Genomic DNA, 19,219 nt, shown 5'->3' on the forward strand with positions numbered 1-19,219 from the left:
AGCCAAGGCGACCCATGCGACCCGTAACCTTTGACCTGGACATCCTGCGCAGCTTCGTTGCGGGCGTCGATTTGGGTAGCTTCGGCCGGGCGGCCGACCGCCTGGGCCGATCCACGTCGGCGATCAGCGCGCAAATGAAAAAGCTGGAAGAGCAGGCCGGTGTGCCGCTGCTGCGCAAGGCCGGCCGCGGCCTGGTGCTCACCGACGCGGGCCAGACCATGCTGGCCTACGGCCGCCGCCTGTTGGAGCTGAACGACCAGGCAGCCCGCGCCGTGCAAGGCGCCGAGCTGTCCGGCCGCGTGCGCCTGGGCATGCAGGAAGACTTCGGCGAAATGCTGTTGCCCCGCGTGCTGGGCCAATTCGCCCGCGCGCATCCCCATGTGCGGATCGAAGCACGGGTGGCGCGCAACGGCGAACTGCTGGAACGCATGGCGCTGGGGCAGTTGGACCTGGCGCTGGCCTGGGACTTTGATGCGCGCCTGCCGCATGCCGAACGCCTGCTGGACCTGCCCATGCGCTGGATCGGCCCCAGCCAGCTTGCCGATCCGCCGCGCGGCGACGGCGATGGCGAACTGCCGCTGGTGGCCTTCGAGGCGCCTTGCCTGTTTCGCACCTGTGCCACCAACGCGTTGGACCGCGCCGGTGTGAACTGGCGCGCGGCATTCACCAGCCCCAGCCTGGCCGGCTTGTGGGCGGCCGTGTCGGCGGGGCTGGGCCTGGCCGTGCGCACGCCGTTGGGCCTGCCCGCCGGCGTGCGCGCGCTGGCGGCGGGCGAGCAGGGCCTGCCCCCTTTGCCGTCGATCCCGCTGTCGCTGTATCGTGCCCAGGCGCAGCCGGACCCGGTGGCCGCCGCGCTGGCCGATATCGTGCGGCAGTGTGTCCGGGACAGCAGCGCCGCCTGGGCGACGCCATCCGCCCTGCCCACCACCTTGCCCGCCACGGTCCCAGCATGAATCGATTCCAAGAAATGTCGGTGTTCCTGGCCGTGGCTGAAGCCCAGAGCTATGCCGCCGCCGCACGCCGCCTGGAAATGTCCGCGCCGTCGGTCACGCGCAGCGTTGCCGCGCTGGAACGGCGGCTGGGCGCCTTGCTGCTGGTACGCACCACGCGCAGCCTGCGCCTGACCGAGGCGGGCCAGCGCTACGCGGCCGACTGCCGCCGCATTCTTGAAGACGTCGAACAAGCCGACGATGCCGCCGCCGGTGCGATGGCCGTACCACGTGGCGCGCTGCACGTCACCGCGCCCGCGTTCTTTGGCGAACTGCACGTCATGCCGGTGGTGCTGGGCTATCTGCGCGCGCATCGGGCCGTGTCGGTGCGCACCTTGCTGGTGGACCGGGTGGTCAACCTGCTGGACGAAGGCGTGGATGTTGCCGTGCGCATCGGCGCGTTGCCCGATTCCACGTTGACGGCGGTGCCGGTCGGCCACGTGCGCCGCGTGGTGTGCGCCACGCCTGAATTCCTGCGCCAACACGGCGAACCCCAGGACCCCGATGCGCTGCACCGCTTCTGCACCATCACGGCCGCGATGGAAGGGCGGGGCGCGCAATGGCGCTTCCAGCAAGCCGGCGAGCCGCGCCGGCTGAACGTGGAATCGCAGCTGGCCGTCACGTCGTTTCAGGCCGCCGTATTGGCCGCGTGCGAAGGGTGGGGCTTGACGCAGGTGGTGTCGTACCAGGTGGCGCGGCACCTCAAAAGCGGTGCCTTGCAGGTGGTGCTGCGCGACTTCGAATTGCCGCCCATGCCGGTGCATGTGGTGTACCCAGAGGGCCGCCGCAGTTCCGCCAAAGTGCGCAGCTTTGTCGAATTCTGCGTGCAAGCCCTGCGGCGCGATCTGGCCGAATTACCGCTCTGACGGGCTGGAGCTGGGCAGCGCTGCCGGGGGATGAGGAGCCTTCGGCCGGTGCCTTCCCGTGCCTTCACCGTGCCTTTGACCGGGAGCCTTCGGCCGTGCCCGCCACCGCTGCCTTCCATCCGTCCTTTCAAATCCGACAATAGTGTCTTGTCGCGGCTGGCCGTTCACGCGGGGCGCGCATCGGACCAAGATGGAGCCATGTTCATCCACCTTGGAAATTCCCATGTCCGCTGCCCCGTTGACCTTCTATAGCTTTCCCCTGTCCGGCCACGCGCATCGCGTCGCGCTGATGCTGTCGCTGCTGAACGTTCCGCACCAGCGCGTCGACGTGGACCTGCGCGGCGGCGAGCACAAGCGCCCGGAATTCCTGGCGCTGAACGCGTTCGGCCAGGTGCCGGTCATCGACGACAACGGCACGGTGGTGGCGGATTCCAATGCCATCCTGGTCTATCTGGCCACCCGCTACGACGGCCAGGCCTGGCTGCCCGCCGATCCGGCCGGCGCGGCGGCGGTGCAGCGCTGGTTGTCGGTGGCGGCCGGGCCCCTGGCCAGCGGCCCGGCAACGGCCCGATTGATCACGGTATTTGGCGCGCCCTACGACGTGGAAACGACCTTGGCGCGCGCGCATGCCTTGCTGGGCGTCATGAACGCCGAGCTTGGCACCCGTGCCTTCCTGGCCGGTTCCCGCCCGACGATCGCGGACGTGGCCTGCTACGCCTACGTGTCGCACGCGCCCGAAGGCAATGTGTCGCTGGCCGACTACCCCCATGTGCGTGCGTGGCTCGACCGCATCGAAAGCCTGCCGGGCTTCGTGCCCATGGCCCGCACGCCCGCCGGCTTGCAGGCCGCCTGACACCGCCATCACCACCACGGCCCGGAGCGCACCATGATCCCCACTGATACCCCTCTTGACGACGGCTTGCCCTGGCATGCGGGCGAACGCCTGTTGCAAGCGCGCGCCGGCGTGGCCGAACGCATGGCGCAGATCGGCCCGAAGATCGTGCGCGACCACATGCCCGACCAGCACCGCGCTTTTTTCGCGCAGTTGCCATTCCTGGTGATTGGCACGGTGGACCCCCAGGGCGACCCGTGGGCCGGCGTGCTGGAGGGCCAGCCCGGCTTTGCCATGTCGCCCGACCCGCACACCTTGCGGGTAACCGTCATGCCGGATGCCGATGATCCGGTGCGCGCGGGCCTGGGCCCCGGGCAGGCGGTGGGGCTGCTGGGCATCGAGCTGCACACGCGCCGGCGAAATCGCATGAACGGTCGCATCGCGGCATGGGACGGCAAGCGCTTCGATGTAGCCGTGGCGCAGTCCTTTGGCAATTGCCCGCAGTACATCCAGGCGCGCGATTTTCATTTCTCGCGTTCGCCCGCCATGCGGTTTGCAGCCGCGTTGCCGGAAACCGATCAATTGGACGATGCCGCGCGCGCGTTGATCCAATCGGCCGACACCTTTTTCGTGGCCTCTTACGTGGACGATGATGCGCGGGGTGGCCGCGCGGTTGACGTGTCGCATCGCGGCGGCAAACCCGGTTTTGTGCGGGTGGACGGCAATGTGCTGACCATTCCCGATTTTTCCGGCAACCGCTTTTTCAATACCTTGGGCAACCTGATGGCGAACCCGCGCGCGGGGTTGGTCTTTGTGGATTTTGAACGGGGCGACCTGCTTCAGGTATCGGGCCGCGCCGAGGTGGTGCTGGACAGCCCCGAAATCCAAAGCTTTGCGGGCGCTGAACGGCTGTGGCGCGTGCACGTGCGCCGTGTGCTGCGGCGGCCCGGCGCCTTGGCGCTGCGCTGGCAATTCGGCGCGTATTCGCCAACCGCGCTGGGCACGGGGCAATGGCCGGGGCAGCCGGGCTAGCCGGGCGAGGGCGTGGTTTTCTGCACGACGGTGTCGTCCGGTTCCAGCAGGCGCCCGTCCTGGGCGCGGATTTCCAGGCGGCGCACGGCTTGGCCGCGCTTGCGGTCGATCAGCGTGGAGTGCGCTTCGGCAGGGCCGTAGTAATGGTCTTCGCCCCACTGCCGCAAGCCGACGATGACCGGAAACAGCGCGCGGCCTTTGTCCGTCAGCACGTATTCCTGATAAGCGCTGCCGTCCGAGGCAGGGGCCACGGCCAGGATGCCGTGGGCAACCAGTGTGCGCAGCCGGTCGCTAAGGATGTTCTTGGCCACGCCCAGGCTTTTCTGGAATTCGCCAAACCGGCGCACGCCGTCGAACGCGTCGCGCACGATCAACAGCGACCACCAGTCGCCGATGGCGTCTAACGAGCGCGCCACCGGGCAGGCGGCGCCTTCAAGGCTGGTGCGTTTGACCATGTCTGACCCTAGGATTGGGATGCAATGGTTGCATTATAAAACCTTCGGGTCTAGCATTCTGGTTTCGTAATAAAACTAGAAGGACGTACCATGCCCGATGCTCCACCGCCCGGCGCCAACACCTTGAGCGCTGCCTGCGCGCAACCCGCGGCGGCTGCCGCCCGCGGCACCCCGGCCGATGCGGGGCGCAATCCGGCCGCCAACGACGGCGCCGAGGCCAACGACGCCGCCGACGCGTCGCCACCCCTGCCCACATCGCTGGTGATGTTGCTGGCCGTAGCCTGTGCGCTAAGCGTGGCCAACGTGTATTACGCGCAGCCCTTGCTGGATGCCATCGGCCGGGAGTTCCTGCTGGACGAAGGCGCCGTGGGCGTCGTCGTCAGCGCAACGCAATTGGGCTGCGCGGTGGCGCTGCTGTTCGTGGTGCCGCTTGGCGACCTGCTGGACCGGCGCCGCCTGATGCTGGCGCAACTGGGCCTGCTGGTGCTGGCGCTGGGCGCGGTGGCCATGTCGGCCAATACGCCGTGGCTGCTGGCGGGCATGGTGGCGCTGGGCCTGTTGGGTACCGCGATGACGCAAGGCCTGCTGGCGCTGTCCGCCGCGCTGGCCGCGCCCGGCGAACGGGGCAGGGTGGTGGGCGCCGCGCAGGGCGGGGTGGTGATCGGCTTGTTGCTGGCGCGCACGGTGGCCGGCGTGGTGGCCGACGCCTGGGGTTGGCGCGCCGTGTACGTGGTGTCCGCCGCGATGGCGGCGTTGCTGGCGTGGGTGCTGCTGCGCCGCTTGCCTCGGCGCCGGCTGCCTACGGCAACGCTGTCCTACTGGGACTTGCTGCGGTCCATGGCGACGCTGCTGGCCACGGAACCCGTGCTGCGCGTGCGCGGCATGATCGCCTTGCTGATGTTCGCCGCCATCAGCGTGTTCTGGACGGCGCTGGTGCTGCCCTTGAGCGCGCCGCCCCATTCGTTGTCGCACGCGGCGGTGGGTGGCTTTGGCCTGGTGGGCGTATTGGGCGTGTTGATGGCCGCGCGGGCCGGCCGCTGGGCGGATCGCGGGCTGGGGCAGCGCACCACGGGCGCGGGCCTGGTGCTGCTGTGCCTGGCGTGGGCGCCCATTGCCTTGCTGGATCACAGCCTGTGGGCCTTGGCGCTGGGCGTGCTGGTGCTCGACGTGGCGCTGCAAGCGCTGCACGTGACGAATCAAACGATGATCTTCAGCATCAGCGCCCAGTCGCATAGCCGCCTGGTGGGCAGCTACATGATGTTCTACGCGGTGGGTAGCGGGCTGGGCGGCATTGCGTCCACGGCGGTGTACGCGCGCGCCGGCTGGCTGGGTGTGTGCGCGCTGGGCGCGGCCATCAGCGTGACGGCCTTGTTGTTCTGGGCGGCGACGTTGCCCCGCAAGGCATCGCCGCCGCCGTCGCGTCAGGGTTGTACCGCGTAGTCCTTGGACCCCAGCACCACGGCCGCCAGCCCCGGCGCCTGGGTCAGCTTGTGCAGCGCATAGGTCTGTGCGGTGGCGATCTTGGCCTGATGGAAGTCGGGGTCTTCCTGCTGGTGGTCCAGGCTGGCCAGCAGCGCACGGGCCATCTGCCAACCGGCCAGCGTCGTGCCGGCCAGCAGCAGATACGGCACGGCCGACCCGAAGACTGCGTTGGGCGCGCCCGCGGCGTTGGCCAGCACAAAGTCCACGACATTGGCCAGGGCCAGCCGCGCCTGCCGCAGTGGCTTGAGCACCAGGTTGGCGGCCAGCTCGCTGCGCGATTCCAGCTCGGTTTCGGTCTGGCGGATGGCCTCCAGCAGCGCATGCGCCACCGCGCCGCCGTCGCGCAAGGTCTTGCGGCCGACCAGGTCGTTGGCCTGGATGGCGGTGGTGCCTTCGTAGATGGTCAGGATGCGGGCGTCGCGGTAATACTGCGCCGCGCCGGTTTCCTCAATGAAGCCCATGCCGCCGTGCACCTGCACGCCCAGGCTGGTCACGTCCAGCGACATCTCGGTGCACCAGCCCTTCACGATGGGCACCAGGAATTCCTGGATGGCCAGATGACGCTTGCGCTCGTCGGCGTCGGGGCTGGCGTGGGCCAGGTCGGCGTGGCCCGCCGTCACGTAGGCCAGCGCGCGGCCCGCTTCGGTCAGCGCCCGCATGGTGCCCAGCATGCGGCGCACATCGGGGTGGTGGATGATGGTGACGGCATCGCGCGACGACCCGTCCACCGGGCGGCTTTGCACGCGGTCGTTGGCATAGGCCAGCGCGTGCTGGTAGGCACGGTCGGCAATGGCGATGCCTTGCACGCCCACCGCATAGCGCGCCGCGTTCATCATGATGAACATGGCGTCCAACCCGCGGTTTTCCTGGCCCACCAGATAGCCCAGCGCGCCGCCCGCATCGCCGAATTGCAAGGTGGCGGTGGGGCTGGCCTTGATGCCCAGCTTGTGTTCGATGGACACGCAGGTGACGTCGTTGCGCGCGCCCAGTGAGCCGTCTTCGTTGACCAGGAACTTGGGCACCAGGAACAGCGAAATGCCCTTGACGCCTTCGGGTGCGTCGGGCAACCGGGCCAGTACCAGGTGCAGGATGTTCTCGGTCAGGTCGTGGTCGCCGTAGGTGATGAAGATCTTGGTGCCGGATAGCCGGTACGTGCCGTCGCCCACCGGTTGCGCGCGCGTGCGGATCATGGCCAGGTCCGAGCCGGCTTGCGGTTCGGTCAGGTTCATGGTGCCGGTCCACTGGCCCGAGATCATGGGCCCGATGAAGCGCGTTTTCATTTCCGCCGAGCCGACGGTCAGCAAGGCTTCGATGGCGCCGTTGGTCAACAAGGGGCATAGCGCGAACGACAGATTGGCGGCGTTCAGCATTTCAGAGCAGGGCGACCCGATCAGGCCGGGCAAGCCCTGGCCACCGTATTGCACTGGATGCGACATGCCCTGCCAGCCCGCTTCGGTGTATTGGCGAAACGCCTGCTTGAAGCCGGGCGACGTGGTGACGGCGCCGTCGCGCCAGGTGCTGGGCTCTCGGTCGGCCGGGTGGTTCAGCGGGGCCAGCACTTCGGCCGCGAAATGCGCGGATTCTTCCAGCACGGCCTGTGCGGTGTCGGGCGTGGCCTCCTCGAAACCGGGCAGGGCGGCAACTTGCCGCAGGCCGGCCAGGTGGTTCAACACAAACAGCATGTCTTTCACGGGGGCTTGGTACGTCATGGCCGAAAAACTCCTTTGATGAAGGTGCCGGGCTGCCGGCGTTCAGGCGGCTTTGTTGGGGTCGGCCACATCAATGGCCTGCGTTGAGCCCACGGCGGCGCGCAGCTCGAATTTCTGGATCTTGCCGGTGGATGTCTTGGGCAGTTCTCCGAAGCGCACCGCGCGCGGCACCTTGAAGCCGGGCAACAGCAGTTTGCAGTGCGCGATGATCTCTTCGGCGGTGGCGCTGCAACCCGGTTTCAGTTCGACAAACGCGCAAGGCGTTTCGCCCCACTTCGGGTCGGGCATGGCCACGACGGCCACGGCTGCAACGGCGGGGTGCCGGTACAGCGCGTCTTCCACTTCAATGCTGGAGATGTTTTCGCCGCCGGAAATAATGATGTCCTTGCTGCGGTCCTTGATGCGCACGTACCCGTCCGCCGTCATCACGCCCAGGTCGCCGGTGTGAAACCAGCCGCCCGCGAAGGCGTCGTCGGTGGCGCGTTCGTTCTTCAGGTAGCCCTTCATGCAGATGTTGCCGCGGAACATGATTTCGCCCACGGTCTGTTCGTCGGCGGGCACTTCCTGCATGGTGTCGGGGTTGCGCACCGATACGCCGGCCTGCAAGTGGTAGCGCACGCCCTGGCGCGCGGTCAGCTGCGCACGGCGTTCGTCGTCCAGCGCGTCCCACGATTCCTGGCGGGCGCAGACGGCGGCCGGCCCGTAGACTTCGGTCAGCCCATAGACATGGGTCAGTTCAAAGCCGATGTCGCGCATCTTGGCGATGACGGCGGGCGCGGGCGCGGCGCCCGCGACCATGGTGCGCACGGTATGTGTGATGCCCGCGCGCATCTCGGCCGGCGCGTTGGCCAGCGCGCTTTGCACGATGGGCGCGCCGCAGTAATGCGTGACGCCTTCGGCGCGGATCAGGTCGAACACGGTCTGGGGGTCGAACTTGCGCAGGCACACGTTCACCCCGGCGCGCGCGGCCACCGTCCACGGAAAGCACCAGCCGTTGCAATGGAACATGGGCAGCGTCCACAGATAGACCGCGTGCTTGGGCATGTCCCATTCAAGAATGTTGCTGACGGCGTTCAGGTATGCGCCCCGATAGTGGTAGACCACGCCCTTTGGGTCGCCGGTGGTGCCCGAGGTGTAGTTCAGCGCGATGGCGTCCCATTCGTCGGCCGGCGGCTGCCAGTTGTAATGGGCGGGCGCGTCGGCCAGGAAGGCTTCGTAGTCGGTAGCGCCCGGCATAGGGGCGCCCGGCACAGGGGCGCCCGGCTCAGGGGCGTCCCTATGCCGGGCGCCTGCCGAGGTGGCGGGGGCACCGTCCAGGTCGTGGACCGAGACGATCTTCAAGTGCGGGTATTCGGCGCGGGCGCGCTGGGCGATGTCGGCATATTCGGTGTCGATGATCAGGGCGCGCGCTTCGCCGTGGCCCAGCATGAACAGCACGCTGGGCGCGTCCAGGCGGGTGTTAAGCGTGTTGAGCACCGCACCGACCATCGGCACGCCGAAGTGGGCTTCGACCATGGCGGGAATGTTGGGCAGCATCACGGCGACGGTGTCGCCGCGCTGAATGCCGGCCCGTTCCAGCGCGTTGGCCAGGCGCTGCGCGCGTTCATAGGTCTGGGCCCAGGTGCGGCGAACCTTGCCGTACACCACGGCAAGCCGCTGGCCGTACACCTCGGCCGCGCGGGCAATGAAGTCCACCGGGGTCAAGGGCGTGTAGTTGGCGTCGCGGCGCGCCAGGCCGTGGTCGAACATGCTGCTCATGCGTCGTCTCCGAGTAGGGCGCGTGGGTGGCCCCTGTCTTGTTCGAGGTTTGCTGATCGCGGAAAGCTTGATTTCCGTCGCTTGCGTGAGCGTAGGGGCGAGCCGAAAATACTGTCTGTCGCCTGCATGACAGACCTGCCAGCCGACCTCGCAAACTGCCAGTTTTACACGGTTCCGCCCATGTCCGATGTTTCAAACGTTGTTTCCGCCGCCGCGCTGGCCGAGCTCTTTGGCGCCTGTTCGTGGTTCGCCGCACTGGAGGCCGGCCACCAGGAACTGGTGCTGGCGACGGCGCGCGCGGAACACGTGGCCAATGGCGCCTGGATCGCGCGGCGCAACGCGCCATCGGACTATTGGCTGGGCGTGCACACGGGCTTGCTCAAGCTGGCCATCTATAACGAGTCGGGCCGCAGTTGCACGTTTTCCGGTGTGCCGCGTGGCGGCTGGTTTGGCGAAGGCAGCGTCATCAAGCGCGAGCTGCGCAAATACGATGTGGTGGCGATCCAGCCGTCGCTGGTGATGTTGGTGCCGGCCGCCACGTTCCATGCGCTGCTGGCCGCCAGCCTGCCGTTTTCGCATTTCGTCATCGGCCAGCTGAACGACCGCATGGGGGAATTCATTGCATCGATCCAGAACCATCGTTTGATGGATGCCGATGCGCGGGTGGCGCAGTCGCTGGCCCAGCTGTTCAACCCGCAGCTGTATCCGTCGACCGACCTGACGCTGGCGATTTCGCAAGAAGAACTAGGCTATCTGACCGGCCTGTCGCGCCAGCGGGTGAACCAGGCGTTGCAGACCCTGGCGGACGCGCAGATCCTGGCGCTGGCGTATCACCAGATCAAGGTGCTGGATTTGAACCGGCTGCGGCAGTTCGGGCTGGAGCAGATCTAGCGCCAACCGGGCCGCGTCAGCGCGGCGCCGGGGCGGGTGAGGGCGCGGGCGACAGGGCGCCGGACAGCGCGCGTGACAGCGCGGCGCGCGCCAGGATGCGTGTGGAATCCAGCGTGGGCAAGGCGCAGTTGCCGTCGTTCAGCACCAGCGGCAGTTCGGTGCAGCCCAGCACCACGGCGTCGCAACCGGCATCGCGCAAGCGTTCCACAATGCCTTGCAGGCGCGCGACCGACTCGGGCTGGAATACGCCGTAAACCAGTTCGTCCATGATGATGCGGCCCAGCGTGAGACGGTCTTCTTCGATGGGGCGCACCCATTGCAGCCCTTGCGCGCCCAGCTTGTCCGGATACACCTCGCTATCGACCAGCCACCGCGTGCCCAGGATGCCAATGCGCCGAAAGCCTTGCGCGGCGGCCTGCAAGGCAACTTCCTCGGCGATATGCAGCCAGGGCAGCGGCGAACGCGGCAGCGCATGGCCCCACGCCTGATGGATGGTGTTGTCGGGGCAGATCAGCAAGTCAGCCCCGGCGCGCGCCAGCTTGTTGGCCGATGACAGCATTAACGCGCCCACACCGGCCAGGTCCTGGTTGTTCAGGCACACCACGTAGTCCGCCAGCGAATGGGTATGCAGCGATATTTCGGGGTGCGCGTGCGGCCCCATGCGCTGCGAACCTTCGGCACACAAGGTGCGATAGCACAGCGCGGCGCCTTCGGCCGAACAGGCAACGATGCCGATGTGCAGGGCGGCGGTGGCGACCGGGCCGGTGGTCGTGGGGTTGGTGGTCATCGGCGCACTGTTCATGAGGCAGGGTCCTGGTTCAACGCCCGCACGTGGCGGGCAATGTCGACAAAGCTCTTGGCCATGGCGGCTTGTTGCGCGGCGGGCAATCGCGACAGGAACAATTCGTCGATGGCCGGGCCGTACACCTTCCACATCTCGCGCCGCAGCGCGCGGCCCTTGGGCGTCAGGCGGGCATAGGTGGCGCGCCTGTCCTCGTCGGAACGAAAGCGCTCGACCAGGCCGGCCGCCTCGATCCGGTCCATCAAGCGCGTCAGGTTATAGCGCGCGATCACCATGCGTTCGGCCATTTCGAACATGCGCGCCGTGCCGTCCGGGGCGCGTTCCAGCGCCCATAGCGCGTCGTACCACGCCAGCGGCGGCAGGTCGGCTGCCGACAGCCGTTTTTCAATCTCCTCTACCACCAGCGCGTGCGCGGTCAGGAAGAGGCTCCATGCGTCGGGCTTGCCCGTGGCCATGCGGTCGTTCCTTTTTTGATATCGGGAATGCAGCCGCGATTGTAAGAGCGGCGTTGCGGGATCGCGTGATCGAAGTGGAAAACGTGAACAGCGGCTGGCAAAGATAGTTGCACTTGCAATTGTTCAGGCGCGGCCATACGATTGCAATTGCACATGATGCAATTGCAATTCACGATGTGAAATGCGTGGAACGCCAACGCCTTGCTGCGTGGCGCAGCCCCATCACCAAAGGAACTCCCATGGACACCCCGATCGATTCCACCGACGCCGACCCGCAGGAAACCCAGGAATGGCTGGAAGCCATGCAGGCCGTGTTGGCCCACGAAGGCCGGCCGCGCACGCACTACTTGCTGGATCAATTGATCCAGCAGGACCGCGCGGCCAATGGGCGCTATACGGCGCCGGGCGTCACCCCCTACGTCAACACCATCAATGTTGCGAGCCAGTCCGTGTTTCCGGGTGATATCGGCATCGAGCAGCGACTGGACGCCTACCTGCGCTGGAATGCCATGGCCATGGTGCTGCGCGCCGGCAAGACCTCGGGCGTGGGCGGCCACATCGCCACCTACGCGTCGGCCACGACGCTGTACGAAACCGGCTACCGCCATTTCTTTCGCGCCGCCACGCCCGATTTCCTGGGCGACCTGCTCTACATTCAGGGCCATTCCGCGCCCGGCATTTATGCGCGCGCCTACCTGGAAGGCCGAATTTCCGAAGACCAGCTTGACGGCTTTCGCCGCGAAATCGGCGGCGGCGGGCTGGCGTCCTATCCGCACCCGCGCACCATGCCGGGCTTTTGGCAATTTCCCACGGTGTCGATGGGCCTGGGCCCGCTGATGGCTGCCTATCAGGCCCGCTACATGCGTTACCTGGAAGACCGCGAGCTGATTGCCGCGCAGGGCCGCAAGGTATGGGGCTTTCTGGGTGACGGGGAACAGGACCAGCCCGAAACGCTGGCCGCCGTGGCAATGGCTGGGCGCGAAAAGCTGGACAACCTGATCTTCGTGGTCAATTGCAACCTGCAACGGCTGGATGGGCCGGTACGCGGCAACGCCAAGATCATCCAGGAACTGGAAAGCGTCTATCGCGGCGCCGGCTGGAATGTCATTAAGGTGATCTGGGGCGCCGGTTGGGACGCGCTGCTGGCGCAGGACCACGACGGCCGCCTGCGCCGCCGCATGATGCAGTGCGTGGACGGCGAATACCAGGTGTTCAAGGCGCGGGGCGGCGCCTACGTGCGCGAGCATTTCTTTGGGGCGGACCCGGTGTTGCTGGACCGCGTGGCCCATCTGTCGGACAACGAGATCGGCGCACTGAACCGGGGCGGCCACGACCCCGCCAAAGTGCATGCCGCCTATGCGGCGGCCGTGGCGCACCGGGGCCAGCCCACCGTCATCCTGGCCAAGACCGTCAAGGGGTACGGCATGGGCGCGGCGGGCGAGGCCGCCAACACCAACCACCAGCAAAAGAAAATGGCCGACCCGGCCGTGCGCGCCTTCCGCGACCGCTTCGCCATTGCCGTGCCGGACGATCAGCTTGAAGAGATTCCGTATATCAAGCCCGCGCCCGGCAGCGCGGAACACCACTATTTCCAGGCCGCCATCGCACGCGCCGGCGGCCATCTGCCGTACCGCTCGGCGGGGCCAGGGCCGTTGTCCACGCCGCCGCTGACGGCGTTCGCCGCCCATTTGAAGGGCAGCGACGGCCGCGAATTTTCAAGCACGATGGCCTTCGTGCGGGTATTGGCGCAGCTGCTCAAAGACCCGGATATCGGCCCGCGCGTCGTACCCATCGTGCCCGACGAGTCGCGCACGTTCGGCATGGACGGCATGTTCCGCCAAGTGGGCATCTATTCGCACGTCGGCCAGCTTTACACGCCGCAGGACGCGGACCAGCTCAGCGTCTATCGCGAGGATCGCAAGGGCCAGATCTTGCAGGAAGGCATCAACGAATCCGGCGCGATGTCGTCGTGGATCGCGGCGGGCACCGCGCACAGCACGCATGGGCTGGCCACCATTCCCTTCTACATTTTCTATTCCATGTTCGGCTTTCAACGCGTGGGCGATCTGGCGTGGGCGGCGGGCGACATCCGCGCGCGCGGCTTTTTGCTTGGCGCCACGTCGGGGCGCACCACGCTGGAAGGCGAGGGCCTGCAACACGACGACGGCCATAGCCACGTGCTGGCCTCGGTCATCCCGTCCTGCCGCGCCTATGACCCTGCCTACGCCTATGAAATCGCGGTGATCGTGCAGGACGGGCTGCGCCGGATGTACACGGACGGCGAAGACGTTTTCTATTACCTGACGCTGGTCAACGAGAAGACCGCGCATCCGCCCATGCCCGAAGGCGCCCAGGCCGGCATCCTGCAAGGCATGTATCGCTTGCGCCAGGGCGAACCGGGCGCCTTGCGCGTGCAGCTGCTGGGTAGCGGCGCGATTCTGGCCGAGACGCTGGCCGCCGCCAATCTCTTGCAACAGGATTTCGGCGTGTCGGCGGACGTCTGGAGCGTGACCAGCTATTCCGAACTGATGCGCGACGGCCACGAGGTCGAACGCTGGAACCGCCTGCATCCGCAGGCCGAAGCGCGGCGCGGTCATGCCGAAACCGCGCTGGCCGCGAGCGTGGGGCCGGTGGTGGCCGCCACCGACTATATGAAGACGGTGCCCGAGCAGATCCGGCCGTTCCTGGCGGGCCGGCGCTACGTCACCCTGGGCACCGACGGATTCGGCCGCTCGGATACGCGCCCGGCATTGCGCTCGTTCTTCGGCGTGGACCGCCATCACATCGCCTTGGCGGCGCTCAAGGCGCTGGCCGATGACGGGCAGGTGGACCCGGCCCAGGCCGCCCAGGCCATCGTCCGATACGGCATCGACGCCGAGGCCGTGTCGGCGGCCTTGCCCTAGGCACAGGGGCGTATCGCCGTCGGCATGGGTGCGTCCGCGCCGCGCCCATGCCGCCCGCGCGAACCCGGGCGCGCGCCGGTAGTGTTAAATACGGTTTTCCCGGACAGTGAACGCGGGCCCCCGGGCTTTAGCGAAGGAAACAACATGGCATTCGATTTTGATCTGTTTGTGATCGGCGCGGGTTCTGGCGGCGTGCGCGCGGCCCGTTTTGCAGCAGGCTTTGGCGCGCGCGTGGCCGTGGCGGAAAGCCGCTACCTGGGCGGCACCTGCGTCAACGTGGGCTGCGTGCCCAAGAAGCTGCTGGTCTACGGCGCCCATTACAGCGAAGACTTCGAGCAGGCCCACGGCTTTGGCTGGAATGTAGGCAAGCCGTCCTTCGACTGGCCCACCCTGATCGCCAACAAAAACCGCGAAATCGAACGCCTTAACGGCATTTACCGCAACTTGCTGGTCAATAGCGGCGTGACGCTGCTGGAAGGCCACGCCCGCATCGTCGACCCGCACACCGTCGAAATCAACGGCCAACGCCACACCGCCGCCAACATCCTGGTGGCAACGGGCGGCTGGCCGCGCGTGCCCGACATTCCCGGCAAGGAACACGCCATTACCTCGAACGAGGCGTTCTTCCTGCCGCGGTTGCCGCGCCGCGTGCTGGTGGTGGGCGGCGGTTATATCGCCGTGGAATTCGCGTCGATCTTCAACGGCATGGGCGCGCACACCGTGCAGGCCTATCGCGGCCCGCTGTTCCTGCGCGGTTTTGACCAGGGCGTGCGTGAACACCTGCGCGACGAGCTCACCAAAAAGGGCGTCGACCTGCGCTTTTTCACCGACCTGGCGCGCATCGACAAGCAGCCCGACGGCTCGCTGCTGGCCACGTTGAAAGACGGCGCGGTCATCGAAACCGATTGCGTCTTCTACGCCACCGGCCGCCGTCCGATGCTGGACAACCTGGGCCTGGAGAACACCGGCGTCAAGCTGCGCGAAGACGGCTTCATCGACGTGGACGACGAATACCGCACCGCCGAACCTTCCATCCTGGCGATTGGCGACGTCATCGGCCGGGTGCCGCTGACGCCGGTGGCGCTGGCCGAAGGCATGGCCGTGGCGCGCCGCCTGTTCCGCCCCGAGGAATACCGCAAGGTCGACTACAAGCTGATTCCGACCGCCGTGTTCAGCCTGCCGAACATCGGCACGGTGGGCATGACCACGGAAGAAGCGCGCGAAGCAGGCTACGAGATCAAGCTTTTCGAAAGCCGCTTCCGTCCGATGAAGCTGACGCTGACGGAATCGCAGGAAAAGACCTTGATGAAGCTGATCGTGGACGCCAAGACGGACCGCGTGCTGGGCGTGCACATGGTCGGCCCCGATGCGGGCGAAATCGTGCAGGGCATCGCGGTGGCGCTCAAGGCCGGCGCCACCAAGCAGGTGTTCGACGACACCATCGGCATCCACCCGACGGCGGCGGAAGAATTCGTCACCCTGCGCACGCCGGTCGCGCAATAAGGGCGCCAAAAAACGCGCCGCGCGCCGGCCTGCACTACAAGCGTTCGATCATGGCGCGCGCCGCAAACGGCGCGCGTTCTTTTGCGCCATTGATAAAGAAGGCGTAGACGTCCTGCGCGCGCGGTGGCCCGGACGGCGCGGAACCGATCCGAGGCAGGTCCGCCGGATCGTCGCCACGCGACCAGGTGTGCAGCCTGTCCGCCCAGGCGTCCAGTACCTTGGGCGCATAGCCGGCCTTGAACGTGGTGCTGGCGCGCATCAACCGGGCGTAGACGAAATCGGCGGTGCGGTCGGCAATGGCCGGAAAGTTCTCGCTATCGGTATAGACGGTGGCGGCGCGGTGGCGGCGGGCCAGTTCCAGGTATTCCTCGCAGGCGAAGCTGGGGTGGCGCACGTCCAGCACGTGGCGCAGCGGCAAGCCATCGACCTTGTCGGGCAACAGCGCCAGGAATTCGCCGAAGTCCTCCGCGTTGAAGGTCTTGGTGGGCGCAAATTGCCACACCACCGGCCCCAGCTTGGATCCTAATTCGGCAATGCCGCTATGGACGAAGCGCTGGATGGAATCGCCGGCGCCGGCAAGCTCGCGCCGGTTGGTGGCGTAGCGCGACGCCTTTAGCGAAAAGACGAAGCCGTCCGGCGTTTCATCGCGCCATTTGGCGAAAGTGGCGGGCTTCTGGGTGCTGTAGTAGGTGCCGTTGATTTCAATCGCGGTGAGCTGCCGGCTGGCGTATTCGAGCTCGCGCGCATGGGGCAGGTCCTCGGGATAAAAGGTGCCGCGCCACGGCGCGTACGTCCAGCCGCCGATGCCGACGCGAATGACGGGCGGGCTTTCCACCACGGACGGATGACGTTTCGGCATCTTCCGGTGCTCCATGCAGTGCAACGAATCGGTTCACTGTATCGCCACGCGCCCGGGGCCGTAAAGTTGCGGATGCCAATCACGGCGCGGGTTCGGGCCGGTGTGGCATGGGCGATACGTTTGCCGGGCGGCCGTGCCGCGTTCAAAAAGTTTCCTGTTCCGATACAGTTTTGCGATAACGTGTGCGCATCCCTGTTCGACATCGTCCGGCTCGCGCCGGCTCATCATGCCCGACCTGACTCATCTTCTGACATTCGCCCTGGTGGCCCTGGGCATGGTGCTGACGCCCGGCCCCAACATGATTTACCTGGTGTCCCGTTCCATCTCGCAAGGCGCGCGCGCCGGCCTGATCTCCCTGGGCGGCGTGGCGGTCGGGTTCATCTTCTATGTGTGCTGCGCGGCCTTCGGCATTACGGCCTTGCTGCTGACGGTGCCCTACGCCTATGACGCCTTGCGCATCGGCGGCGCCATGTACCTGCTGTACATGGCGTGGCAGGCCATCCGCCCCGGCGGGCGATCGCCGTTCCAGGTGCGCGAACTGCCCCGCAGCAGCCCGCGCACGCTGTTCACGATGGGGCTGGTGACCAATCTGCTCAACCCCAAGATCGCGGTGATGTATGTGTCGCTGTTGCCCCAGTTCATTCAGCCCGACCATGGCAGCGTGTTCACGCAGTCGCTGGCGCTGGGCATGACGCAGGTGGTCATCAGCCTGTCGGTCAATGCCGTCATCGCCATTACCGCCGGGTCCATCGCGGGCTTCCTGGCGGGCCGGCCGTTGTGGCTGGTGATTCAGCGCTGGTTGATGGGTACCGTGCTGGCCGGCCTGGCCGTGCGCATGTTGATGGACGCGCGACGCTGATGCCGCAGGACGACGGATTTTTCGGCTCGCTGGGCGTCATGCTGGGCGAAGCGCTGCGCGCGGTGGTGGGCGGCATCAAATGGCTGCTGGGCGGCTTGGGCGGTGCGCTGGGCGACTTCTACGGCGGGCTGTCCAAGGCAATGGGCATGAGCCCGTCCATCTTCAATTTTGTCTTGCTGGTGCTGGGCCTGATGTTCCTGTGGGCCGCCATCAAGGCCTTGCTGCGCCGCTCCATCCTTGGGTTTCTGTTCTGGGCGGTGCTGGCGGTGCTGGTGCTGGGTGGCCTGGTCAATTAGCGCCGGGCTTGCCGCGCCAGTTCCCCCAGGCGCTTGACCAGCGCGGGAAAGCGGTCGGCGCTGGTGTTGCCATAGCCGATCACCAGCCCGTTGTCTTCGGCGCGCGGCGCCATGGCGAAAGTCGATAGCGCGCTGGGGTTCATGCCCACCTGCCGCGCCAGCGCCACAATGGCCTGATCCGGGCAATCCGGTGGCAGGCGCACCGTCAGGTGCAGGCCGCTGTGTCCGCCCAGGACCTCGTGATCCCCCTTGAAATGCGTGGCCAGCGCATCGCGCAAGGCCGACTGCCGTTCGCGGTACAGGCGCCGCATGCGGCCCAGGTGGCGCGAGAATTGGCCGTTGTCGATGAAGGCGGCCAGCGTCAGCTGTTCCAGCCGGTGGCCGCCGCGCAGCATCTCGATAATGGACGGCAAGGCGGTCTGGGCCAGGGCCTCGGGCAGCACCAAAAAGCCCAGGCGCAACGCCGGAAAAAGCGTCTTGCTGAACGTGCCCACGTACAGCACGGGCGCGTTGGGCAACAGCCCCTGCATGGCCGCGATGGGGTCGCCCTGATGCCGGAACTCACTGTCGTAGTCGTCTTCGATGATCCAGGCGCCCGCGCGCCCGGCCCGTTCCAGCAAGTCCAGCCGCCGCGCCACCGACAGCACGGCGCCCGTGGGGTATTGATGCGTGGGCGTGGTCTGGATCAGGCGCGGCGGATGCGTGCGCCAGGCGTCGTCGGGTATGACGATGCCGTCCGCGTCCACGCGCATGGCCACCACGTTCAGGTCGCCACCATGAAAGGCCGACTTGGCGCCGCGATAGCCGGGCTCTTCGAGCCAGGCGGTGTCGCCCGGGTTGGTCAGCAGTTGCACGCATAGCGCCAGCGCGCCCTGCGCGCCTTCGGTGATGATGATGCGCGAGGCGTCGCAATGCACGCCGCGCGACACCCGCAGATATTGCGCGATGGCTTCGCGCAGCGCCGGCTCACCCGTCGGATGGCCGTAGCCCAGCGTGGTGGCGGGGGCGGCTTGCAGCGCGCGGTCTTGCGCGCGGCGCCAGGCGTTCATGGGGAACTGCGTCAGGGCCGGCGTGCCGGGGGTCATGGGCAAAGAACTGTCGGTGGCGCCACGGGTGGCAACGATGCGCGACAAGCGCGTGGCGGTGGCGGTGGGGGCCGTCGTTGCATCGGCGGTCGCGGTTGCCGCTGCGGTTGCGCTGGCCGTGGCGCGGGCCGCCAACGCCCACGGGGCGGCTGACAGCGGCGCCACCCGGGTGCCCTGGCGGTCCGCGATGACATAGCCTTCGGCCGTCAACTGCTCGTAGGCGATCAGCACCGTATTGCGCGAGATTTCAAGCTCTTCGGACAGCGCGCGTGACGACGGCAGCTTGCCGCCGGCGGGCAATTGGCCGGCCAGGATGGCCTGCTTCAGGCGTTGAATAAGCTGGCGTTGGCGCGGCGGCGCGCCGGGGCCGCGCGCAAGCGGACTGGACAGCAGGGCGGTGTGGGCGGGTAGGCTTCGGCTGGGCGTTTGCATGGCGCGCTGAT

General features: G+C 67.2%; 17 protein-coding genes. 10 read left to right on the plus strand and 7 right to left on the minus strand.

Annotated features, from left to right (window positions below; genetic code table 11):
* The first annotated feature begins 14 nt into the window (after positions 1–14).
* From DVB37_RS09425 to DVB37_RS09440, 4 genes are all read left to right on the plus strand, one after another.
* Positions 15–953 (plus strand): LysR substrate-binding domain-containing protein, encoded by a 939-nt coding sequence (locus DVB37_RS09425; protein ID WP_120154782.1) that lies wholly within the window; start codon positions 15–17, stop codon positions 951–953.
* Positions 950–1,855, plus strand: coding sequence for a LysR family transcriptional regulator (locus DVB37_RS09430; protein ID WP_120154784.1), 906 nt, complete (start codon positions 950–952; stop codon positions 1,853–1,855). The genes DVB37_RS09425 and DVB37_RS09430 overlap by 4 nt, the downstream gene beginning before the upstream one ends.
* Before the next feature lie 223 nt (positions 1,856–2,078).
* Complete coding sequence (locus DVB37_RS09435; RefSeq protein ID WP_120154786.1) at positions 2,079–2,708, plus strand: glutathione S-transferase family protein; 630 nt, start codon at positions 2,079–2,081, stop codon at positions 2,706–2,708.
* A gap of 33 nt (positions 2,709–2,741) precedes the next feature.
* On the plus strand, positions 2,742–3,719 hold the full coding sequence (locus DVB37_RS09440) for a pyridoxamine 5'-phosphate oxidase family protein (RefSeq protein WP_104145366.1): 978 nt from the start codon (positions 2,742–2,744) through the stop codon (positions 3,717–3,719).
* Here DVB37_RS09440 and DVB37_RS09445 read toward each other — a convergent pair.
* Positions 3,716–4,174 (minus strand): helix-turn-helix domain-containing protein, encoded by a 459-nt coding sequence (locus DVB37_RS09445; protein WP_046804538.1) that lies wholly within the window; start codon positions 4,172–4,174, stop codon positions 3,716–3,718. The two genes, DVB37_RS09440 and DVB37_RS09445, sit on opposite strands and share 4 nt — an antisense overlap.
* Before the next feature lie 264 nt (positions 4,175–4,438).
* Here DVB37_RS09445 and DVB37_RS09450 point away from each other — a divergent pair, with 264 nt between their 5' ends.
* The gene (locus tag DVB37_RS09450) at positions 4,439–5,614 is read left to right on the plus strand and encodes an MFS transporter (RefSeq protein ID WP_240434136.1); all 1,176 of its coding nucleotides are present in this window, start codon (positions 4,439–4,441) and stop codon (positions 5,612–5,614) included.
* Here the strand turns inward: DVB37_RS09450 and DVB37_RS09455 are convergent.
* Together DVB37_RS09455 and DVB37_RS09460 are read right to left on the minus strand one after the other, a co-directional pair.
* The gene (locus DVB37_RS09455) at positions 5,596–7,365 is read right to left on the minus strand and encodes an acyl-CoA dehydrogenase (protein ID WP_120154790.1); all 1,770 of its coding nucleotides are present in this window, start codon (positions 7,363–7,365) and stop codon (positions 5,596–5,598) included. The two genes, DVB37_RS09450 and DVB37_RS09455, sit on opposite strands and share 19 nt — an antisense overlap.
* 42 nt (positions 7,366–7,407) lie before the next feature.
* Entirely contained in the window at positions 7,408–9,123 is a 1,716-nt protein-coding gene (locus tag DVB37_RS09460; RefSeq protein ID WP_120154792.1) for an acyl-CoA synthetase, read from the minus strand.
* Positions 9,124–9,303: 180 nt separating this feature from the next.
* Here DVB37_RS09460 and DVB37_RS09465 point away from each other — a divergent pair, with 180 nt between their 5' ends.
* A complete protein-coding gene (locus DVB37_RS09465; RefSeq protein ID WP_046804541.1) occupies positions 9,304–10,014 on the plus strand; it encodes a Crp/Fnr family transcriptional regulator in 711 nt (236 codons plus the stop codon).
* 16 nt (positions 10,015–10,030) lie between these two features.
* Here DVB37_RS09465 and DVB37_RS09470 read toward each other — a convergent pair whose 3' ends face one another.
* Positions 10,031–10,816 (minus strand): aspartate/glutamate racemase family protein, encoded by a 786-nt coding sequence (locus DVB37_RS09470; RefSeq protein ID WP_240434069.1) that lies wholly within the window; start codon positions 10,814–10,816, stop codon positions 10,031–10,033.
* A complete protein-coding gene (locus DVB37_RS09475) occupies positions 10,813–11,271 on the minus strand; it encodes a MarR family winged helix-turn-helix transcriptional regulator (protein WP_046804542.1) in 459 nt (152 codons plus the stop codon). Before DVB37_RS09475 ends, DVB37_RS09470 begins: the two co-directional genes overlap by 4 nt.
* A 239-nt stretch (positions 11,272–11,510) precedes the next feature.
* Here DVB37_RS09475 and aceE point away from each other — a divergent pair, with 239 nt between their 5' ends.
* Together aceE and gorA are read left to right on the plus strand one after the other, a co-directional pair.
* Positions 11,511–14,174, plus strand: coding sequence for a pyruvate dehydrogenase (acetyl-transferring), homodimeric type (gene aceE, locus DVB37_RS09480; RefSeq protein WP_120154794.1), 2,664 nt, complete (start codon positions 11,511–11,513; stop codon positions 14,172–14,174).
* Between the two features lie 144 nt (positions 14,175–14,318).
* Positions 14,319–15,677 (plus strand): glutathione-disulfide reductase, encoded by a 1,359-nt coding sequence (gene gorA, locus DVB37_RS09485; protein ID WP_046804544.1) that lies wholly within the window; start codon positions 14,319–14,321, stop codon positions 15,675–15,677.
* Between the two features lie 34 nt (positions 15,678–15,711).
* Here the strand turns inward: gorA and DVB37_RS09490 are convergent, their stop codons facing one another.
* The gene (locus DVB37_RS09490) at positions 15,712–16,536 is read right to left on the minus strand and encodes a DUF72 domain-containing protein (RefSeq protein ID WP_104145361.1); all 825 of its coding nucleotides are present in this window, start codon (positions 16,534–16,536) and stop codon (positions 15,712–15,714) included.
* A 226-nt stretch (positions 16,537–16,762) separates the two neighbouring features.
* Between DVB37_RS09490 and DVB37_RS09495 the strand changes: the two genes are divergently transcribed.
* A complete protein-coding gene (locus tag DVB37_RS09495) occupies positions 16,763–17,395 on the plus strand; it encodes a LysE family translocator (RefSeq protein ID WP_046804546.1) in 633 nt (210 codons plus the stop codon).
* Positions 17,395–17,691: a hypothetical protein gene (locus DVB37_RS09500; protein ID WP_046804547.1), complete on the plus strand. Its 297-nt coding sequence runs from the start codon at positions 17,395–17,397 to the stop codon at positions 17,689–17,691. The genes DVB37_RS09495 and DVB37_RS09500 overlap by 1 nt, the downstream gene beginning before the upstream one ends.
* Here DVB37_RS09500 and DVB37_RS09505 read toward each other — a convergent pair.
* The gene (locus tag DVB37_RS09505) at positions 17,688–19,208 is read right to left on the minus strand and encodes a PLP-dependent aminotransferase family protein (RefSeq protein ID WP_120154796.1); all 1,521 of its coding nucleotides are present in this window, start codon (positions 19,206–19,208) and stop codon (positions 17,688–17,690) included. The genes DVB37_RS09500 and DVB37_RS09505 overlap by 4 nt on opposite strands.
* Positions 19,209–19,219 lie beyond the last annotated feature (11 nt).

Source organism: Achromobacter sp. B7, from assembly GCF_003600685.1.
Classification (GTDB): Bacteria; Pseudomonadota; Gammaproteobacteria; order Burkholderiales; family Burkholderiaceae_B; genus Achromobacter; species Achromobacter spanius_B.